This is a genomic window from Dactylosporangium sp. NPDC049742, assembly GCF_040674675.1.
Lineage (GTDB): Bacteria > Actinomycetota > Actinomycetes > Mycobacteriales > Micromonosporaceae > Dactylosporangium > Dactylosporangium maewongense.
This window is the reverse complement of the sequence record NZ_JBFANF010000118.1, coordinates 1-18,653: the sequence shown is the minus strand read 5'-3', so window position 1 is coordinate 18,653 and position 18,653 is coordinate 1. Positions and strand designations below refer to the sequence as shown.

At 73.9% G+C, this 18,653-nt stretch carries 17 protein-coding genes; 6 read left to right on the top strand and 11 right to left on the bottom strand.

Annotation, left to right across the window (positions count from 1 at the left end; all coding sequences use genetic code 11):
- Positions 1-2,414, top strand: a 2,414-nt coding sequence (locus tag AB0J72_RS57350) for a tetratricopeptide repeat protein (protein WP_363417216.1), incomplete at its 5' end; no start/stop codon positions are given.
- On the opposite strand, the gene AB0J72_RS57345 is transcribed toward AB0J72_RS57350, so the two are convergent.
- A complete protein-coding gene (locus AB0J72_RS57345) occupies positions 2,395-2,778 on the bottom strand; it encodes a cellulose binding domain-containing protein (RefSeq protein ID WP_344512646.1) in 384 nt (127 codons plus the stop codon). The genes AB0J72_RS57350 and AB0J72_RS57345 overlap by 20 nt on opposite strands.
- A gap of 245 nt (positions 2,779-3,023) precedes the next feature.
- Between AB0J72_RS57345 and AB0J72_RS57340 the strand changes: the two genes are divergently transcribed.
- Positions 3,024-4,718: a methyl-accepting chemotaxis protein gene (locus AB0J72_RS57340; protein WP_363417212.1), complete on the top strand. Its 1,695-nt coding sequence runs from the start codon at positions 3,024-3,026 to the stop codon at positions 4,716-4,718.
- A gap of 20 nt (positions 4,719-4,738) precedes the next feature.
- Here AB0J72_RS57340 and AB0J72_RS57335 read toward each other — a convergent pair whose 3' ends face one another.
- From AB0J72_RS57335 to AB0J72_RS57300, 8 genes are read right to left on the bottom strand one after another with little or no spacing between them, the layout of a single operon-like run.
- Positions 4,739-6,859 (bottom strand): chemotaxis protein CheA, encoded by a 2,121-nt coding sequence (locus AB0J72_RS57335; protein WP_363417209.1) that lies wholly within the window; start codon positions 6,857-6,859, stop codon positions 4,739-4,741.
- Positions 6,860-6,869: 10 nt separating this feature from the next.
- Positions 6,870-7,148 (bottom strand): STAS domain-containing protein, encoded by a 279-nt coding sequence (locus AB0J72_RS57330; protein WP_363417206.1) that lies wholly within the window; start codon positions 7,146-7,148, stop codon positions 6,870-6,872.
- A complete protein-coding gene (locus AB0J72_RS57325; protein ID WP_344512636.1) occupies positions 7,145-7,513 on the bottom strand; it encodes a response regulator in 369 nt (122 codons plus the stop codon). Before AB0J72_RS57325 ends, AB0J72_RS57330 begins: the two co-directional genes overlap by 4 nt.
- Before the next feature lie 12 nt (positions 7,514-7,525).
- Positions 7,526-8,563, bottom strand: coding sequence for a methyl-accepting chemotaxis protein (locus AB0J72_RS57320; RefSeq protein ID WP_363417202.1), 1,038 nt, complete (start codon positions 8,561-8,563; stop codon positions 7,526-7,528).
- On the bottom strand, positions 8,556-9,608 hold the full coding sequence (locus AB0J72_RS57315) for a chemotaxis response regulator protein-glutamate methylesterase (RefSeq protein WP_363417199.1): 1,053 nt from the start codon (positions 9,606-9,608) through the stop codon (positions 8,556-8,558). Before AB0J72_RS57315 ends, AB0J72_RS57320 begins: the two co-directional genes overlap by 8 nt.
- Positions 9,598-10,095, bottom strand: a complete 498-nt coding sequence (locus AB0J72_RS57310; RefSeq protein ID WP_363417196.1) for a chemotaxis protein CheD — start codon at positions 10,093-10,095, stop codon at positions 9,598-9,600. The genes AB0J72_RS57315 and AB0J72_RS57310 overlap by 11 nt, the downstream gene beginning before the upstream one ends.
- A 1-nt stretch (position 10,096) precedes the next feature.
- Complete coding sequence (locus AB0J72_RS57305; protein ID WP_363417193.1) at positions 10,097-10,939, bottom strand: CheR family methyltransferase; 843 nt, start codon at positions 10,937-10,939, stop codon at positions 10,097-10,099.
- Positions 10,936-11,547, bottom strand: a complete 612-nt coding sequence (locus tag AB0J72_RS57300; protein ID WP_363417190.1) for a chemotaxis protein CheW — start codon at positions 11,545-11,547, stop codon at positions 10,936-10,938. The genes AB0J72_RS57305 and AB0J72_RS57300 overlap by 4 nt, the downstream gene beginning before the upstream one ends.
- A gap of 213 nt (positions 11,548-11,760) precedes the next feature.
- Here AB0J72_RS57300 and AB0J72_RS57295 point away from each other — a divergent pair, with 213 nt between their 5' ends.
- Together AB0J72_RS57295 and AB0J72_RS57290 are read left to right on the top strand one after the other, a co-directional pair.
- On the top strand, positions 11,761-12,282 hold the full coding sequence (locus AB0J72_RS57295; RefSeq protein WP_360560030.1) for a sigma-70 family RNA polymerase sigma factor: 522 nt from the start codon (positions 11,761-11,763) through the stop codon (positions 12,280-12,282).
- Positions 12,275-13,192, top strand: a complete 918-nt coding sequence (locus AB0J72_RS57290; protein ID WP_363417187.1) for a hypothetical protein — start codon at positions 12,275-12,277, stop codon at positions 13,190-13,192. Before AB0J72_RS57295 ends, AB0J72_RS57290 begins: the two co-directional genes overlap by 8 nt.
- Before the next feature lie 12 nt (positions 13,193-13,204).
- Here the strand turns inward: AB0J72_RS57290 and AB0J72_RS57285 are convergent, their stop codons facing one another.
- Positions 13,205-14,215, bottom strand: a complete 1,011-nt coding sequence (locus AB0J72_RS57285) for a LacI family DNA-binding transcriptional regulator (protein WP_363417184.1) — start codon at positions 14,213-14,215, stop codon at positions 13,205-13,207.
- Between the two features lie 97 nt (positions 14,216-14,312).
- Between AB0J72_RS57285 and AB0J72_RS57280 the strand changes: the two genes are divergently transcribed.
- Positions 14,313-16,736 carry a GH32 C-terminal domain-containing protein gene (locus AB0J72_RS57280; RefSeq protein ID WP_363417182.1) on the top strand — a complete coding sequence of 808 codons (2,424 nt, stop codon included), beginning with the start codon at positions 14,313-14,315 and terminating at the stop codon, positions 16,734-16,736.
- Here the strand turns inward: AB0J72_RS57280 and AB0J72_RS57275 are convergent.
- On the bottom strand, positions 16,733-17,341 hold the full coding sequence (locus AB0J72_RS57275; RefSeq protein WP_363417179.1) for an adenylate kinase: 609 nt from the start codon (positions 17,339-17,341) through the stop codon (positions 16,733-16,735). The genes AB0J72_RS57280 and AB0J72_RS57275 overlap by 4 nt on opposite strands.
- Positions 17,342-17,453: 112 nt before the next feature.
- On the opposite strand from AB0J72_RS57275, the gene AB0J72_RS57270 reads away from it, so the two are divergent.
- Positions 17,454-18,653, top strand: a 1,200-nt coding sequence (locus AB0J72_RS57270; RefSeq protein ID WP_363417176.1) for an ATP-binding protein, incomplete at its 3' end; no start/stop codon positions are given.

The window sequence follows — 18,653 nt, the reverse complement described above, 5'->3', positions numbered from 1 at the left end:
CGCCGCCCGGCGACCCCGCGCACCGCGGCCGCGTCCGGGCCTACGCTGCCGGCATCGACACCCGCGCCGCCCTTCTCGCGCCGGACGCGGTCGCGGCCGTGCGCGCGACCGCCGACCTGGCGCGGCTGCTGCGGGAGCTGCGCCGCCGCGACGCCCGCCGCCGCGGCGGCACCGAGCTGACCTACCGCGACCTGGCGGCGGCGACCGGCTGGTCGCACGGGATCATCGGCGGCTACCTGTCGGGGCGGGTGCTGCCGCCGACCGACCGCTTCGACGTGCTGGTCCGCCTGCTGGGCGCGGCACCGGCCGAGCAGGGCGCGCTCGCCACCGCCCGCGACCGGGTGGAGGAGGGCCGCCGTCCCGTGCCTTCCCCCGCCCCCGCCGCCCCGACCGGCCCGGCCGGCCCGGGGCACCCGGTGCCCCGGCAGCTGCCGGCGGACGTGCCCGCGTTCACCGGCCGGGCGGCACGCCTCGCCGACCTCGACGCCGTCCTCGCGGGCGCCGGGCCCCGGGTCGTGCTGATCGCCGGTACCGCCGGCGTGGGCAAGACCGCCCTCGCCGTGCACTGGGCGCACCGCGTCGCCGACCGGTTCCCCGACGGCCAGCTCTACGTCGACCTGCGCGGGTACGACCCCGGCCGGCCCGTCGACCCCGGCGACGCCCTCGCCGGGTTCCTCCGCGGGCTCGGCGTGCCGGCGTCGGGCATCCCCGCCGCGACCGACGAACGCGCCGCCCGCTACCGGACCGAGGTCGCCGGCCGGCGGCTGCTCGTGGTGCTGGACAACGCCGCCGGCGCCGGCCAGGTCCGCCCGCTGCTGCCCGGCACCTCCACCGGCGCGGTCATCGTCACCAGCCGCGACACGCTCGGCGGCCTGGTCGCCCGCGACGGCGCCCACCCGGTCCGCCTCGGGCGGCTCGACCGGGCCGACTCCCGCGTCCTGCTGCGGCGGCTCCTCGGCCCCGGGGCCGGCCCGGGCACCGTGGACCTCCTCGCCGACCGCTGCGCCGGCCTGCCGCTCGCGCTGCGCATCGCCGCGGCCGGTCCGTCGCCGCACTGCTCCGGGGTCCCGGCCGACCTGGCCGCGTTCGACGCCGACGGCGACCCGCACACCGCGCTGCGGTCGGTGTTCTCCTGGTCGCTGCGCCGGCTCGACCCGCCCGCCGCGCGCGCCTTCCAGCTGCTCGGCCTGCACCCCGGCCGGGTCGTCGACGCCGCCGCCACCACCGCCCTCGCCGGCGTGCCCGCCGGGGCGCTGCTCGACGAGCTGGCCCGCGCGCACCTCGTCGAGCCGGCCGACGGCGGCTACACCATGCACGACCTGTTGCGGGCCTACAGCGCGGAGCTCGCCGCGCACCTGCCGCCCGGCGAGGCGGGGGCCGCGCTGGACCGGCTCGCGGCGCACCTGCTGGACACCGCGACCGCCGCGACCGCGACCCTGTTCCCCCACGACCGCGCCGAGCCCGTCACAGGGTCCACTTTGGACGGTCCCGAGGCGGCGGCGCGATGGCTGGACCGGCACCGCGCCGCGCTCGTCGCCCTCGCCGGGTCCCGGGCCGCCGTCGCCCTGTCGCGGGTGCTGTGGCGGTACCTGGAGGTCGGCGGCCACTACCGGGAGGCGCTCGCGCTGCACACCGCCGCCGCGGCGCACGGCGACGCCGGCGCGCACACCGACCTCGGCACCGTCCACTGGCTGCTCGGCGACCACGACCTGGCGAAGGTCCACTTCGGGCGGTCGCTGGACGGCCACCGCGCCGCCGGTGACGCGGCCGGCGAGGCGCGCGCCACCGCCCGGCTGGCCCTCGTGCACGAGCGGCTCGGCGACCACGACGAGGCGCTCGCCCGGCTGCGGGACGCCCTGGCCGCCTACCGCGCGCTCGGCGACCGGCACGGCGAGGGCGCCCAGCTGCTCAACCTCGGCTTCACGCTGCACCGCATCGGCCGGCACCCGGAGGCCCTCGACCATCTGTGCCGGGCGGCGGCGCTGTTCGCCGACCTCGGCGACCGCCGCCTCGAGGGTTACGCGCTGGGCAACCTGGGCGCCGTCTTCAGCGCCACGGGCCGTCACGACGCGGCGCTCGCGCACCTGCACCTGGCCCTGGAGCGGTGCGTCGAGGCCGGTGACCGCGGCGGCGAGGGCACCGCGCGGGGCACGCTCGGGGCGGCGTACCACCGCCGCGGCGACCACGCGAAGGCCCTCGGTCACCTGCGGCGCGCGCTCACCGTCGCCCGCGCCACGGGCGAGTGCGGCCTGGAGGTCGAGACCCTCAACGCCCTCGGCGACGTGCTGCTGGCCACCGACCGCCCGGACGCGGCGGCGCACCGGTTCGCGGCGGCCCGTGCCCTCGCCGAACGCACCGGCGACCGGCACGGGCTGGCTCGCGCCGTCGACGGGCTCAGCAGGGCAGGCCGTTGACGGTCAGGTCGTGCGGCGCCTCCGTCGCGGCGGCCGACGCGGTCCAGCCGAACCGCACCGACCGGCCCGTGTCGATGACGGCGTTGTACGGCATGTTCGTCGCCGTGACCGCGAACGGGTTGGGCTGCTCCATCCTGGCCTGCCAGACGCCGAGGTTGCCGGTCGCGGTGCTGAAGGTCCACCTGGCGGTCCAGCCGTCGATGGCCGGGCCGTGGTTGGTGATCGTGAGGTCCGCGACGAACCCCCCGTCCCACGCGAAGAAGCGGTAGTCACAGCTGAAGTCCCCAGCGGGGGCGGCCGACGCGGGCGAGGCCAGCGGGAGCGGCAGGAGCGCGGCGACGGCAAGGATGGCGGAGCGGAACACGGTGCCTCCGGGGCGGGGTGTGACGGGCGCGGACACGCGCCGGACCCGCGGCACACGCGCCGCGTCCGGCCGCTCGGCTCCCACCGCGGCTCGCGGCCGGAATGTACCGAGCCCGAGCCGGGCGGGTCAACAGGCCCGGATCCCGCCCGATCGGACGACGCGACGCCGGTGGCGGAAATGCTCAGACGATCGCCGGTCGGGGCCGATGAGGAGGGGGCAGACCCAACTCCAGAGGAGGGCCGGGAATGGCCGAGGCTACCGGCGAACGACGCCGCTCCGGATTCCGTGACCTGTCCGTCGCCTGGAAGCTGGGCACCCTGGCGGGCGTGGTGTCCGTGCTGCTGCTGGCGATCGGGGTGTTCGGCCTGATCCAGCTCGGCGACGCCCAGCAGCGCCTGGACCTGATGTACAACAACAACCTGCGCACGGTGCAGAACGTCGACGAGGTGAGCTCGGACTACCGCGATGTCCGGTTCATGCTCCGTGACGTCGCCCTCGCGCAGACCCCGGCCGAGAGGGACGCCGCCGAGCAGACGTTGCGGACCGCCGTGGAGGGGCTCGACACGAGCTGGCAGACGTTCGCCGCCGGCGGCGGGCAGGGCGGCACGGCCGACCGGGAAGCGTTCGAGTCCTCCTGGAAGGCGTACCAGGAGCTGCTGACGTCGCAGCTGATCCCGCTGGCGAAGGCCGGCGACTATTCCGGCTTCAACAAGGTGACCAAGGGGCAGGGCGCGCCGATCGCGGCCGCGATCGACACCGCGCTCAACAACCTGGTCGAGCTGGAGAACAAGGCCGCCCAGTCGACGCTCGCCGAGTCGAAGTCCGCGTACGACTCCTCGCGGGTGCTGTCGATCGGGCTGATCGTGGTGGCCCTGGTGCTGGCGTTCACGATCGTGCTGATGATCAGCCGGGCCATCTCCAGGCCGCTGCAGGAGACGGTCGCGGTCCTGTCCGCCATGGCCGAGGGGCGCCTCGACCGGCGGGTCACGGTGGTGAGCCGCGACGAGGTCGGCCGGATGGGCACCGCCCTCAACAGCGCGCTGGAGCGCCTCGCCGACACGGTGAGCACGGTCGTCGACTCCGCCACCCAGCTGACCAACGCGTCGAGCCAGATCAGCGGCGCCTCCCAGAGCCTGTCGCAGGCCGCGACCGAGCAGGCCGCCAGCGTGCAGGAGACGACCGCCAGCATCGAGCAGATGACCGCCGGCATCGCTCAGAACAGCGACAACGCCCGCACCACCGAGAGCATCGCGGCCAGCGCGGCGACCGAGGCCCAGGACGGCGGCGGCGCGGTGCAGAAGACGCTCGACGCGATGAAGCAGATCACGAGCAAGATCGGGATCATCGACGACATCGCCTTCCAGACCAACATGCTGGCCCTGAACGCGACCATCGAGGCGGCCCGGGCCGGGGAGCACGGCAAGGGCTTCGCCGTGGTGGCGACGGAGGTCGGCAAGCTCGCCGAGCGCAGCCAGGTCGCGGCCCAGGAGATCAGCGAGCTGGCCGCGGGCAGCATGACGACCGCGGAGCACGCCGGCTCCCTCCTCGACAAGATCATCCCGAGCATCACCAGGACCTCGGACCTGGTCCAGGAGATCGCCGCCGCCAGCGGCGAGCAGTCCACCGGCGTGCACCAGATCAACATCGCGATGACCCAGATCGGCAAGGTCACCCAGCAGACCGCGTCGTCGAGCGAGGAGCTCGCGGCCACCGCCGAGGAGATGGCGGCGCAGACGCACCAGCTGCAGAACATGATGGCGTTCTTCACGACCGGCGCGGGCGGCGGGCAGGGCGGCCGCCGCGCCACCAACAGCGGCCGTTCGCCGCGGGAGACGGCGAAGCCGCAGGCGAAGAGCCTGAACTACGGCACCTCGCAGTACTCGCCGCGGGCCGACCTCCCGGTCGCCGAGATCGACGAGAGCAAGTTCGACCGCTTCTGACCGGTCCTTCCGGCCAGCCTTCAGACGAGCAGCTGCTCGCGGCTCACGTTCTCCGCGACGAGCGGTCCGACGTCCAGGATCAGCGCCACCTCGCCGTTGCCGAGGATCGTCGAGCCGCTGATGCAGCGGGCCTCGCTGAAGAGCACGCCCAGCGGTTTGATGACGGTCTGGAACTGCCCGAGCAGGGTGTCCACGACCAGTCCCGCCCGCTGCCCGGACTGCTCGATGACGACCACGTTCTGCCGCCGCGGCGGCTGCCCCGCGATGTCGAAGATCGTCCGGAGCCGGACGAAGGGCAGCACCTCACCCCGCAGGTACATGCAGTCGCGGCCGGAGGCGTTCGGCGGCAGCTCCACGCACTCGGTGACCCGGTCCAGCGGCACGATGAACGCGCTGGTCCCGACGCCGACCAGGAACCCGTCGATGATGGCGAGCGTCAGCGGCAGCCGGATCCGGAAGGTGGTGCCCGCCCCGGCGGCCGTGTCGACCTCGATGGTGCCGCGCAGCTCGGCGATGTTGCGGCGCACGACGTCCATCCCGACGCCGCGGCCCGAGAGGTTCGACACCGTCTCCACGGTCGAGAAGCCGGGCTCGAAGATGAGGTCGAACACTTCGTGGTCGCTCATGACGGTGCCCGCCTGGACCATGCCGCGGTCGACGGCCTTGGCGAGGATGCGCTCGCGGTTGAGCCCGCGGCCGTCGTCGGCGACCTCGATGACGATGGACCCGGCATCGTGGAAGGCGTTGAGCCGCAGCTTCCCGCGCACCGGCTTGCCCTGGCGCTCCCGCTCGGCCCGGGGCTCGACGCCGTGGTCGAGGGCGTTGCGGACCAGGTGCAGCAGCGGGTCGCCGATCCGCTCGACGAGCGCCTTGTCCATCTCCGCCTCGCCGCCGGTGATGATCAGGTCGACGTCCTTGTCCAGGTCGACGCAGACATCGCGGACGACCCGCTCGAAGCGGCGCAGCGTCGTGCCGATCGGCACCATCCGCAGCGACAGCGCGCTGTGCCGGACCTCCTCGACGAGCCGCATGACCTCGCCCTGCGCCTCCTCGTAGCCGTCGCCGTCGCGGCGGTGGATCCCCACGCTCGACTGGGCGATCACGAGCTCGCCGACGAGGTCGATGAGCTTGTCGAGCCGGTTGGCGTACACCCGGATGGTCTGGGTCTCCTGCGACCGGCCGTCGGCCGTCTTGCGCTGCTTGCCCAGCGCCGCCTCGACCACGGGCTTCGGCACGGCCTGCGTCTCGATCAGGATCTCGCCGAGCGGCGGCAGCGTGTCGCCGGACCGGTTGCGCTCCTGCTGGATCCGCAGCGCCCTGGCGATCTCCAGGTCGGTGGCGGCGCCGCTGCGGACCAGCAGGTCGCCGAGCCGGTCCTGGTCGGGCAGCTCCTCGATCACCGTGCCGTAGTCGTCGGCGGGCACGATCGCGATCTGGCTGTCCTCGCGGACGAAGTCGAAGACCCCCTCGATCTCCGTCTTCGGCGCGCCGCTGACGAACTCGGCCTCGAAGCCGAGGTAGCAGGTCTCCGGGTCCATCAGGTCGGGCTCCGGCAGGGCGTCGGTCAGGGTCGTGACCCGGGTGACGGTGCCCATGCTGCCCAGGTAGCGCAGGAACGACAGGGGGTCCATGCCGTTGCGCAGGCTGTCGGGTCCGAACCACAGCGTGAGCCGCCACGTCCTGAGGCCGTCGTTGCTCTGTTCCTCGGCGGCGGCGGGTGTACGAGCCGGCGCCTCCCCCTCGGTGAGGAACGGCTGGAGCGCGGCGAGCAGCCGGTCGCCGTCGACCGTCTCGGCAGGCGTCGCCTCGGTCCGGCCGGAGGCCACGCCCTCGACCATCGAGGAGACGTGGTCGCCGCACGGCAGCAGCGCGCTGACCAGCTCCGGGGTCACCGCCAGCTCGCCCTCCCGGAGCGAGTCCAGCACGGTCTCCACCACGTGCGTGAACGCCACCAGATGGGCCAGGCCGAACAGCCCCGCCGACCCTTTCAGGGTGTGCATCGTGCGGAAGAGGGCGTTGACGGTCTCCTCGGCGCTCGGGTCGTCCTCGAGGCCGAGCAGGCCCTCCTCGAAGTCCTGCAGCAGCTCCCGTGCCTCGGTGATGAAGGTGTCGAGGGCGTCGTTGAGGTCGTCGCTCACCATCGTGCTCCCGTCAGTCCAGCTCCGCGCTGAGGTGGGCGGTCTCGAACACCGACCGGACGGGGCCGCTCGGGTCGTGGAAGGTCAGGGTGGTGCCCCGCTGCTCCGCCTCCCGCCGGGCGGCGAGCAGGATCTGCAGGCCGGCGGTGTCCAGCTCGGTCACGCCCGAGAGGTCGAGCTCGGCCGGCGCGGGGCTCTCCGCGAGGAACCCCCGCACCCGGGCCTGCTGCTCGGCCGCCGCGACGATGGTCAGCTCGCCGTCGAGCTCCAGCCGCCGGGCCGGCACGGTCACGGCATCACCAGCTTCGACACCGCCGCCAGCATCTGGTCCGGCTGGAACGGCTTGGTGACCCACGCCTTCGCCCCGGCCGCCTGCGCCTGCCGCTTCTTGTCCTCCTGCGACTCCGTCGTCAGCATGATGATCGGGGTGAACCGGTAGGACGGCAGCTTCTTGACCTCGCCGACGAGCGTGATGCCGTCCATGTTCGGCATGTTCACGTCCGAGATGATCAGGTGGATCCGCCGGCCGTCGAGCTGTTTCAGCGCGTCCTTGCCGTCGGTCGCGGCCACCACCTCGTAGCCCGCGCCGCGCAGCGCGATGGTGACGACCTGCCGTACCGACGCCGAGTCATCGACGATCAGAATGGTCTTCGACATCAGGTGCCCCCTCTAGAAGAACGTGATCTCTGATTCGGGCACCGCGGCGGTCCTGGCGCCGGTGAGGTGCGCCTCCCGCTCCTGGTGCATCGTGTACGTGGCGGCGAGCTCGTCGAGCAGCCGCCGGGCGTTCAGGGACCGGTCCTCGGCGACGACGACCGGCATCCGGTCGATGTTCTCCCGCAGGTGCTCCAGGACCTGGCCGATCCGGTCCTGGAACTGCAGGTTGACGATGGCGCCGGCGACCCCCGACCGAATCCCGACGGCGGCGCGTTCGAGCTGGTCGGAGGAGTCGCGCAGGCCGGCGAGCACGGCGCCGAGGTCGTCGAGGACCTCGCTCACCTCGCTGTTGGCCCGGGTGACCGCCACGCCCTCGCGCTCGGCGTCGCCCTCGGCCTTGCTCAGCGCGGAGGCGATCGCGCCGGCGATGCCCTCGACGCGGCGCGCCATCCGCTCGCTGGTCTGGAACGACCGCTCCGCCAGCTGGCGGACCTCCAGGGCGACGATGCCGAACCCGGCGCCGGCCTCCCCGGCCCGCGCGGCCTCGATCGACGCGTTGAGCGCCAGGAGGTTGGTCTGCGCCGCGATCTGCGCGACCTCGGCGGTCATCTGCTTCAGGTCGTCGTTGAGGCCGAGCAGCGCCTCGAGGTCCCGCAGCGCCTCACGTTTCGAGGTCAGGGCGGCGTCGAGGGTGTGCACGACGCTGCCGAGACGCTGCCGGCCCCGCTCCAGCGCGCCGCCGCCGTGGCTGTCCTCCAGCGCCGCGCTCGACGAGGCGAGCACCGCGTCGAGGTTGTCGACGATCTGGCTGAACTCGGTGGTCACCGCGCCGACCGCGGCCTCCATCTGCGTCCGCGACGACTCGATCTGGCTCGACCACACGGGGGCGACCGCGCCGGCGAACTCGGTGACGCTGCGCGCGTAGTCGGCGGTCGCGGCGCGCGCCGCCGCCTCCTCCCGCCCGGCGCGGCCGGCGCGCAGCGTCCCGGCCTTGTAGCCGGCGGCCAGGCCGGCGGCGAGGGCGACGACGACGATCAGGAACTCAACCATGGGTACGGATCACCTCGGCGATGGCGGTCAGCGGCACTTCCCGGTCGACGGCACCCAGCCGGACCGCTTCCTTCGGCATACCGTGCACGACACAGGTCGCCTCGTCCTGCGCGACGGTGAGCGCGCCGGCGGTCCGCATCTCCAGCAGCCCGCGGGCGCCGTCGTCGCCCATCCCGGTCATGATCACGCCGAGTGCGTGCCGGCCCGCGACCTTCGCGACGGACCTGAAGAGCACGTCGACGGAGGGCCGGTGCCGGTTGACCGGCGGGCCGTCGCTCACCTTGACCCGGAAGCGGGCGCCGTCGGAGAGGACCTGCATGTGCCGGCCGCCCGGCGCGACGAGGGCCAGCCCGCCGGCGACGAGGTCACCGTCGGCGGCCTCGCGGACCTCGATCGCGGACAGCACGTCCATGCGCTCGGCGAACGCGGCGGTGAACTTCTCCGGCATGTGCTGCACGATCACGATGCCCGGGCTGTCGCGGGGCAGCGCCGTCAGCACGGTCTCGAGGGCCTGCGTGCCGCCGGTGGAGGTGCCGATGGCGATGATCCGGCCGGCCGACACCACGGGCGGAGCCGCCGCGGCAGGACGCGGCGCGGCGACGGCGGGGACAGGCCCGGCCCGGTCGAGGCGGGCGACCTTGCCGGCCGCCGCCGCCCGGACCGCCGCCACGATGTCGCCGCTGTCGTCGGCCATGAACTGCTTCAGGCCGGTGCTGGGCTTGGGCACGACCCCGGCCGCCCCGGCCGCCAGGGCGTCCATCGTGGCGCGGGCGCCGCGCTGGCTCAGCGTCGAGCAGATGATCACCGGCGTCGGCCGGGTCGCCATGATCTTCTTGAGGAACGTGATGCCGTCCATCCTGGGCATCTCGATGTCGAGCACGACGACGTCCGGCCAGGCCCGGTTCATCAGGTTCATCGCGAAGATCGGATCTGAGGCGCATCCGAGCACCTCGATGCCGGGGCTGTCCGCCAGCCGCTTGGACAGCACCTGGCGCACCACCGCGGAGTCGTCGACGATGACGACGCTGATCCCCTTACCGGTCATGGCCCGCTCCGGCCGGCCGTCGCTCCTGATGCTGCACCCACACGTCGCCCGTGCCGAGGTCGAACACCAGCTGCCGGGACCCGGTGCCGCCCAGGTGCTTCGCGGCCAGGTGGAAGCCGTGCTCGCGCAGCAGCAGCAGGCCGGTCTCGATGTTGTCCCGCGGGACGCGCGGCGCCGGGCCGGGCGATCCGCCGGGGAACTGGTCACCGCCGCCGAAGATCTTCGCCTGGTAGTCCGCGGGACGGGTGCCGTTGCGCCCGAGCTCGCGCAGGAACAGCTGGACCGCCTCGTCGGCGTAGCGGCCGCTCAGCGCGGGGTGCTCCCCCGGCGGGGCGGCGCGGTGGGACAGCAGGTAGTGGCACATCCCGCCGACCAGCAGCCGCGGGTGCCACAGCGTGATGGCGACGCAGGAGCCGAGCACGGTCCGGATGCAGGTGCCGGCCCCGGCGAAGTGGAAGTCGCCCGGGTTGAGGAAGACCTCGGTCACGCTACCCACGATCGTCTCCGAGGCGGTAGATCGACGGCTGGACCGCCCGCAGCCGCGACGGGATGCCGTTGAGCGTCTCGGACAGGCTGACGATGAGGTAGCCGCCCGGGTGCAGCATCTCCTGCAGCCGCCCGACCACCCGCGCCTTCGTCTCGGGCTCGAAGTAGATCATCACGTTGCGCAGCATGATCACGTCGAACCGGCCGAGGCGGGTCAGATCCTCCAGGAGGTTCGCGCCGAGGAACGTCGTGCGCGCCCGCAGCTCCCGGTCGACGGCCATCAGGCCCTCGTACTCGGCCCGCCCCTTGCGGCAGTACCGCCGCAGCATCGCCTTCGGGATCCGCTCCGCCGCCGAGATCGGGTAGATGCCGGCCGCCGCGCCGGCCACCACCCGCGACGAGACGTCGGTGCCGACGATCTCCCACGGCCGGTCCGGCAGTGCCTCGGCGAGCACCATCGCCGCGCTGTACGCCTCCTCGCCGCTGGAGCTGGCGGCGCTCCACAGCCGGAACGGCCGGTGCACCCGCTGGGCGCGGTACGCCGGCGCGACGACCTCGCCGAGGAACTCGAAGTGCCGGGGCTCGCGGAAGAAGAACGTCTCGTTCGTGGTCAGCAGGTCGATCGCCTGCCGGGTCTCCGCGGCGTGCTGCGGGGACCGGAGCAGCCGGAGGTACTCCGTGTAGCTGGACAGGCCGAGCTTGCGCAGGCGCTTGTCCAGCCGCCCCATCACCAGCGTCTCCTTGCCCGGCGCGAGCCGGACGCCGGTGCACTGGTGGAGGAACTCGCTGACGGCCTGGAACTCCGCGGCGCTGATCTCCGTGGGGCCGGCGAGTGACCGCGTCATGACGACCGGATCGCCCGGTCGGCGCCGCCGTTCCCTTCCGCTCCGGCCGGCAGCGCCGTCACGAGGTCCGCCATGTCGCTCAGCGACAGCACGTGGTCGATGTCGAGCACGATGATGAAGTCGTTGTCGCGCTTCGCCATGCCGCCGATGAAGTCGGCCCGGATGCCGGCGCCGAACGCCGGCGCCGGCTCGATGTCCTCCGCCGTGAAGGACTCGACCTTGCTGACCGCGTCGACGAGGACGCCGATGTCCTGACCGTCGCGGCCGTCCCCGGCGACAGTGCCGGTGCCGGCGTCGCCGGACCCGGGCATCCCGCGGATGTGCACGATGATGATGCTGGTGCGCCTGGCGATGCTCGTGGCGCCCTTGGCGAAGCGGATCGCGAGGTCGATGACCGGGACCGCCCGGCCACGCAGGTTGATGACGCCGCGGACGAAGTCGGGCGTCATGGGCACGACCGTGAGATTCCGGTATTCCAGGATCTCGGTGATGTGGAAGATGTCCAGCGCGTAGGACTCGCCGTTCAACGTGAAGGTCAGGTATCGCTTCGCGTCGCCGGCGGTGCTGTCGCCGGGACCGCCGCCACGGGGCGCCGCCTCAACGCTCACTGGTCTCCCCTCCCGGACGGACGGGCGCTCGGGACACGCCCACCAGGAGACCTATCGGCCCCGCCGCCGACGCCTGAAGGGGAACAGGGCACAAGATCAGACAAATCCTCCCCAGGGCGCGACGGCCGAACAGTGCCGTCAAGGAACCGTGAAATGCTCGGCCCCGTGCGGACATGTACAGGCGACACGAACGCCGCATGACGGGAGCCACCCTTGGCACGAGCCCCTAGCGCCGCCCGCTTCGAAGCCCTGTACCGGTCCTGCTACCAGGACCTGCTCGGCTACGCGCTGCGGCGCGTCGACCGGCCGGAATCGGCCGCCGACGTGGTCGCCGACACGTTCCTGACCGCCTGGCGCCGCATCGACGAGATCCCGGACGAGCAGGCCAGGCCCTGGCTGTTCGGGGTCGCCCGCAACGTCATGGCCAACCACCAGCGCGCCGACCGGCGCCGCGCCGACCTCGGGGCGCGGCTGCGCCAGGAGCTCGCCGGTGCCACCACGATCGAGCCTTCGGTGCCGCCGGAGATCGCGCACGCGTTCCGCGCGCTGCCCGAGGGCGACCGCGAGGTGTTGCGGCTGGTGGCCTGGGAGGGGCTGAGCGCCGACGAGCTCGCCGTCGCGTTCGGCTGCACGGTCAACGCCGCCCGGATCCGCCTGCACCGAGCCCGCCGCCGCTTCGCGGAGGCGCTGCGCACACCCACCTTCACCAGCCGCGAGAGGAGCCACCGTGACTGACGTCGACGAAGAGCAGGACCACCTGATCCGGCTGCTCTCCCCCACCGTGCACGTCCCCGCGCCCGCGCAGGCGGCCGGCGAGGACCTGCTGCACGCCATCCTGGACACCGCCCCGCCGGCGACGAACTGGCGGCGCCGCCTGCTCGTCGGGGTGCCGGTCGCGGCCGGGCTCGCCGTCGCGGCGCTCGTCGCCGGGTCGCTGCTCACCGCGCCGAAGCCGGCCAACGCGGCGCTCACCTTCGCCGAGGGCGACGGGTTCCTGACCGTCACGATCAAGGATCCCGCCGCCGATCCCCAGCGGTACCGTGAGGAGCTCGCGAGACGCGGGCTCAACATCAAGATCGAGCTGGTGCCGGCGAACCCCGAGAACGTCGGCAAGGTGGTGTTCGAGGAGTCGGGCGCCCCGGGGCTGGAGCCGATCGAGGACCCGGGCCGGTGCACCGCCAACGGGTCGTGCCAGGTCGGGTTCAAGGTGCCGCTGAACTTCTCGTCCTACGCGGTCGTGGCGTTCGGCCGGACCCCGCTGCCCGGCGAGTTCATCGAGGGCGGCTCCACGGAGGAGAACGCCGTCGGCGGGTCCCTGATCGGCAAGCGGGTCTCCGAGGCGCGCCAGATCCTCGCCGCGAAGGGCATGACGGCCGAGTACCGCGTCGGCCCGAAGTCCATGGCCGCCCCGGCGGAGGAGGTGCCCGGCGACTGGATCGTGTTCGACACCGCGCCGATCCCCGGGAACATCATCGTGCTGTGGTCGTCGGCGGACGGCAAGCCGCCGGCCCGGACCGGCGACGACACCCCGCGCCCGCCCGCGTCGACCAGGCCCGGCGCACCCGCGTCGACCAGGCCCGGCGCATCGGCCAGCGTCGGCCCGGGTGCCTCCTCGATGCCCGTGACCAGCTTCAAGGCGGCCTGACCACCAGGCGGGTCATCGCCCGGGCGGCGGGATCTCCCCCGACCCCCGGGCGATGTACCGCGTCGGCAGCGTGACCGCCGCCGCGGGCCCGGTGTCGCCGTCGAGCCGGGACAGCAGGAGCAGCGCCGCCCGCCGCCCCAGCTCCGCCGGGTCCTGCGCGATCACCGACACCGGCGGGTCGAGCATGTCGGCGAGGGGGAAGTCGTCGAAGCCGACGTGCGCGACGGAGCGGTGCAGCCCCAGCTCCACCAGGGCCCGCCGGGCGCCGACGGTCAGCCAGTTCTGCGCGGTCACCAGCGCGGTGGGCGCGGGCGCGGCGGCGAACATCTCCGTCACCGCCTGCCGGGCCGCCTCCGCGGTGTGCACGTCCCGGCGCACCCACGCCGCCCGGGTCGCCCCCGCCGCCTCGACGAACCCCGCGTGCCGCTCGCGGGCCGTCCACAGCGACGAATGGTCGGCGACGAACCCGACGTCGCGGTGCCCCAGGTCGTTCAGCGCCCGCACGGCCCCCGCGACGCCGCCGCGGTTGTCGGCGGTGACGGTGTCCAGGCCGGGCACCGGTGAGGCGCGGTCGACGCAGACAATGGGCGTCCCGTCGCGGTGCGCCGCCGCCAGCTCCCCGTCGGGCGCGCCGGTCGGCACCACGATGAGCCCGTCGACGCGCCTGGTGCGCAGCACCCCGAGCAGCTCCCGCTCCCGGTCGGGCTCCTCGTCGCTGCTGCCGGCGAGGACCAGCAGCCCGCGCTGCACGCCGACGTCCTCGACGGCCCGGTGCAGCGCCGAGGAGAACGGGTTGGCCACGTCCTGCAGCACGAGCCCGATCGTGTTGGTGCGCCGGTCGGCGCGGCGCAGGCTGGTGGCGGCGGTGTCCTTGCGGTAGCCGAGCTGCCGCGCGGCGTCCAGGACCCGGCCGGTGAGGTGCGGGTCGACCGGCACGCCGTTGATGACCCGGGAGACCGTCGCCAGCCCGACGCCCGCGAGCGCCGCGACGTCCTTCATCGTGGCCCGCCCACGGTCACTCATGTATGGACATCTTTCTCTATGAAGCGCACACTGTCGAACACTCGTCAGGAAACGTTTCCTCAACCCTACCGGTCACCCCGCCGAAGGGACCACCGCCATGCGTACCGTTCGGTTCCTGCTCGCCGCCGCTCTCGTCGCCGGCGCCCTGTCCGCCGCCGCTCCGGCCGCCGCGAGCCCGTCCAGCGACTACCCGGAGTTCCCGTACCCGGCCACCGCCGCCTACGACGAGCCGTTCCGCGGCCAGTTCCACTTCAGCTCGCGCAGCGGCTGGATGAACGACGTCAACGCCCCGCTGTACTACAACGGCCAGTACCACCTCTTCTACCAGCACAACCCGCACGGCCTCGGCTGGGACACCATGCACTGGGGGCACGCGACCAGCCCCGATCTCGTGCACTGGACGCAGAAGCCGATGGCCCTGGAGCCGGGTGTGCACCCCGGCGACCTGTTCTCCGGCGCCGGCGTCGTCGACACCACCAACGTCTCGGGCCTGAAGACCGGCGCCGACGCCCCGATCGTCGTGTTCACCGGCACCAACGGCGTCTCGATCGCCTACAGCACCGACGGCGCCCGCACCTTCCAGAGCTACGACCGCGGCCGGAAGGTCGTGACCCCGACCGGCACCAGCCGCGACCCGAAGGTGCTGTGGGACGCCGCCCGCGGCCGGTGGGTCATGGTCGTCTGGTCCGACGGCGGCGGCAACGGCGTCAACGTCTACACGTCGGCGAACCTCCTCGACTGGACCTATCGCAGCCGGTACGCCGCGGGCTGGCTCTTCGAGTGCCCCGACTTCTTCCCGCTGCCCGTCGACGGGAACGCGGCGAACGTCCGCTGGGTGATGACCGACGCCTCCGGCGAGTACGTCACCGGCACGTTCGACGGCGCCGTGTTCACCCCCGACTGGACCGCGCCGCAGCGCATGGACCAGGGCCGCAACAGCTTCGACGGCACGTTCTACGCGGGCCTCACGTTCAGCAACATGCCCGACGGCCGGACCGTGCAGATGGCCTGGCAGCCCGGCAACCACGGCGGCACCTGGACCGGCAACGCGTCGTTCCCCGCCCAGCTGCGGCTCATCAGCACGGCCGCCGGGCCGCGCATCACCCGGTTCCCCGTCGCCGAGATCGCCTCCCTGCGCCAGGGCACCACGACCTGGTCGAACCGCACGATCACCACCGAGCCGGCCACGGACCCGTTCGCCGGCATCACCGCCGACACCTACGAGATCCTCGCCGAGTTCGACGCCGGCACCGCCACCGCCACCCAGTTCGGGTTCCAGCTGCACCGCCGCGCGGACGGCGGCTACGACCGGGCCGTGGTCTACGACCGGGCCGCGCAGACGCTGTACGGGGCGCCGCTGGCACCCCTGAACGGGCGGGTCAAGGTGCGGCTGCTCGTGGACCGCGGCCAGCTGGAGGTGTTCGGCAACGACGGCCGGCTCTCCTTCACCGACAACGTGAACTTCAACTCCGCGGCGGGCAGCCAGGGCATCCGGCTGTTCGCCACCGGAGGCTCCGTGCGGCTGGTCTCCGCCGAGCTCCACCGGCTGGGCTCCGCGTGGGGGCAGGGCCAGTCCACATTGGAGTCCAACCTCGCCGGCCCGTGGCACGCCGCCGGCGGGTCCTGGGGCGACGCCGCGGCCGGCAAGCGCGGCACCGCGAGCGGTGACGCGTTCTACCTGAGCAACACGACCGCCGCCGACCTCACCTACGAGGGCGACGTCACGATCGCCTCCGGCACCGCCGCCGCCCTCACCTTCCGGGCCGACGCCGACGCCACCCAGCACTACACCGCCAACGTCGACGCGTCCGGGGTGGTGAAGCTGTGGCGGCCCGGCCGGGTCATCGCCACCGCGCCCGCGGCGGTCGTCCCGGGGCGGACCTACCACCTGAAGGTCGTCGCCGCCGGCGCGAGCATCAAGGTGTACCTCGACCACGGCACGACCCCGGTCATCGACGCCACCGACACCGCCTACAGCAGCGGCTACCTGGGCGCCAACGTCTTCAACGGCACCGCCACCGTGCAGAACCTGACGCTGAACGGCCCCGGGTTCGCGACGAACCTCGCCGGCCCGTGGCAGCCCGTCGGCGGCACCTGGACGACGACCGCCGCCCGGGCCGGCGCCCGCGGCACCAGCGCCGGCGACACGTTCTACCTGAGCCGGACCGTCGCCGCCGACTTCACCTACGAAGGCGATCTGACGATCGTCAACGGCACCGCCGCCGCCCTCACCTTCCGGGCCAACGCCGACGCCACCCAGCACTACACCGCGAACATCGACGCGTCCGGGCTGGTGAAGCTGTGGCGCCCGGGCCGCGACATCGCCACCTACCCGACGGCGATCGTCCCGGGCCGCACCTACCACCTGAAGGTCGTCGCCTCGGGTGCGAGCATCAAGGTGTACCTGGGCGGCGGCACCACACCGGTCATCGACGCCACCGACACGGCCTACAGCACCGGCTACCTGGGCGCCAACGTCTACGACGGCACGGGGGTGGTGCAGCGCCTCACCCGCGGCTAGGCGGCCAGCGGCACCGGAACCGGATCGGGGCACGGTCTTCTGTACCGCAACGCCGACACCACCGTCGACGTCACCCGGTCCGGCTCCGGCATGCCGTCGACCGACAGGAGGATGCCGCGGTAGCGGTACCACTGCAGGATCGGCTCCGTCACCCGGTGGTACAGCGCGAGGCGGCGCCGGATGACGGGCTCGGTGTCGTCGGTGCGGTGCTCGATCGCGGAGCGGGCCAGCAGGCGGCGGACCACCTCGTCGTCGTCCGTGCGCAGGTGCAGCGCGACGTGCGCAGTCGCGTCGAGCGACGCGGCGATCCGGTACGCGGCCCACGCCTGCGCGGGCGTGCGCGGGTAGCCGTCGAGCACGTAACCGCCGCCGTCGGCCGTCGCGTCGGCGAGGGACCTGCGGACCAGGTCCTGCATGACGCCGTCCGGCACCAGGTCGCCGCGGTCCAGGTGCTCCTGCACGGCGCGGCCCAGGCTCGTGCCGAGCGCGACGTGGCGGCGCAGCAGGTCGCCCGTCGCGAGGTGCGGCACGCCGAAGTGGGCTGCGATCCGGGCTCCCTGTGTACCCTTGCCGGCTCCTGGTGGCGCGATCATCAGTACCCGCATGGTCTCTCCAATCGCTGGTGCGTGGCTACCCATGAATCCTGCGGCGGCCCCGGCGCCGCGGCATGGGTCAGATGACTGCTTCCCTGGCTACCGTTGGGGTCGGGGGATGACCGTGACGCTTCCAGCGGAGCAGGGTGAACTGCGCGGCCGGGCAGCCGAGCTGCGGACGATCGACGCGGTGCTCGCCGGCGCCGACCCGCCCGGCCCGAGCCTGCTGCTGCGCGGCGACCCGTGTGCCGGCAAGACCGCGCTGCTCGACGCCGCCGCCGCGCGGGCCGGCGCGGCCGGGATGCGGGTGCTGCGGGCGGCGGGCGCGCCGTTCGAGTCCGGGATCCGCTTCTCGACGCTGCACCAACTGCTGTACGCCACCCGGGACTTCGCCGGGAAGCTCCCCGACGACCAACGCGACGCCCTCGCCCACGTGCTCGGCCGGGCCGGCGCCCCCGAGGCCGAGCCGCTGGTGCTGTCCACGGCCGTGCTCGCCCTCGTCGGCGAGGTCGCGGCGGGCCGCCCGCTGCTGCTGGTCGTCGACGACGTCCAGTGGGTCGACGCGGCGAGCGCGACCGTCCTCGGGTTCCTCGCGCGGCGCGTCGCCGGCACCCACGCGCGGTTCCTCGCCGCCGTCCGGTCGGGCGCGGGCGGCGTCTTCGACGAGACGCGGCTGCCGGAGCGGACCGTCGCCCCGCTGTCGGCGCGGGCCGCGGCGGCGCTGCTGGACGCCCACCACCCCGGCCTGCCCGGCGTCGTGCGGCGGCGGCTGCTCGACGACGCCGCCGGCAACCCGCTCGCGCTGCTGGAGCTGCCGGCGGCGCTCACGCCCCGGGAGCGGTCGGGCCAGGCCGCCCTGCCCGCGTTCCTGCCGCTCAGCGACCGCCTCGAGGCGGCGTTCGCCGCCGGGCTCGCCGGGTTGCCGGAGCAGGCCCGGGCCGTGCTCCTGCTGGCCGCGCTCGACCCCGACGCCGACGTCCCCATGGTGCGGGCCGCCGCCCGCCCGCACGCCGACCTCCGCGACCTGTCCCCGGCGAAGCGGGCCGGGCTGATCCGCGTGGTCGAGGGCGGCCGTCTGGAGTTCCGCCACCCGCTGATCCGCGCCGCGGTCGCCCAGCTCGCCACCGCCGACGAGCGGCGGCACGCGCACCTCGCCCTCGCCCGGGCGCTCGGGCCCGCCGTCGCGGCGACCCCGGCAGGGTGCCGCGGGACCGCGCCGGAGCGCCGCGCCCGCCACCTCGCCGACGCCGCGACCGGACCCGACGAGGTCGTCGCCCGCGCGCTGGACGAGGTCGCGCAGGCCGCCTGGACCGGTGGCCGCGGC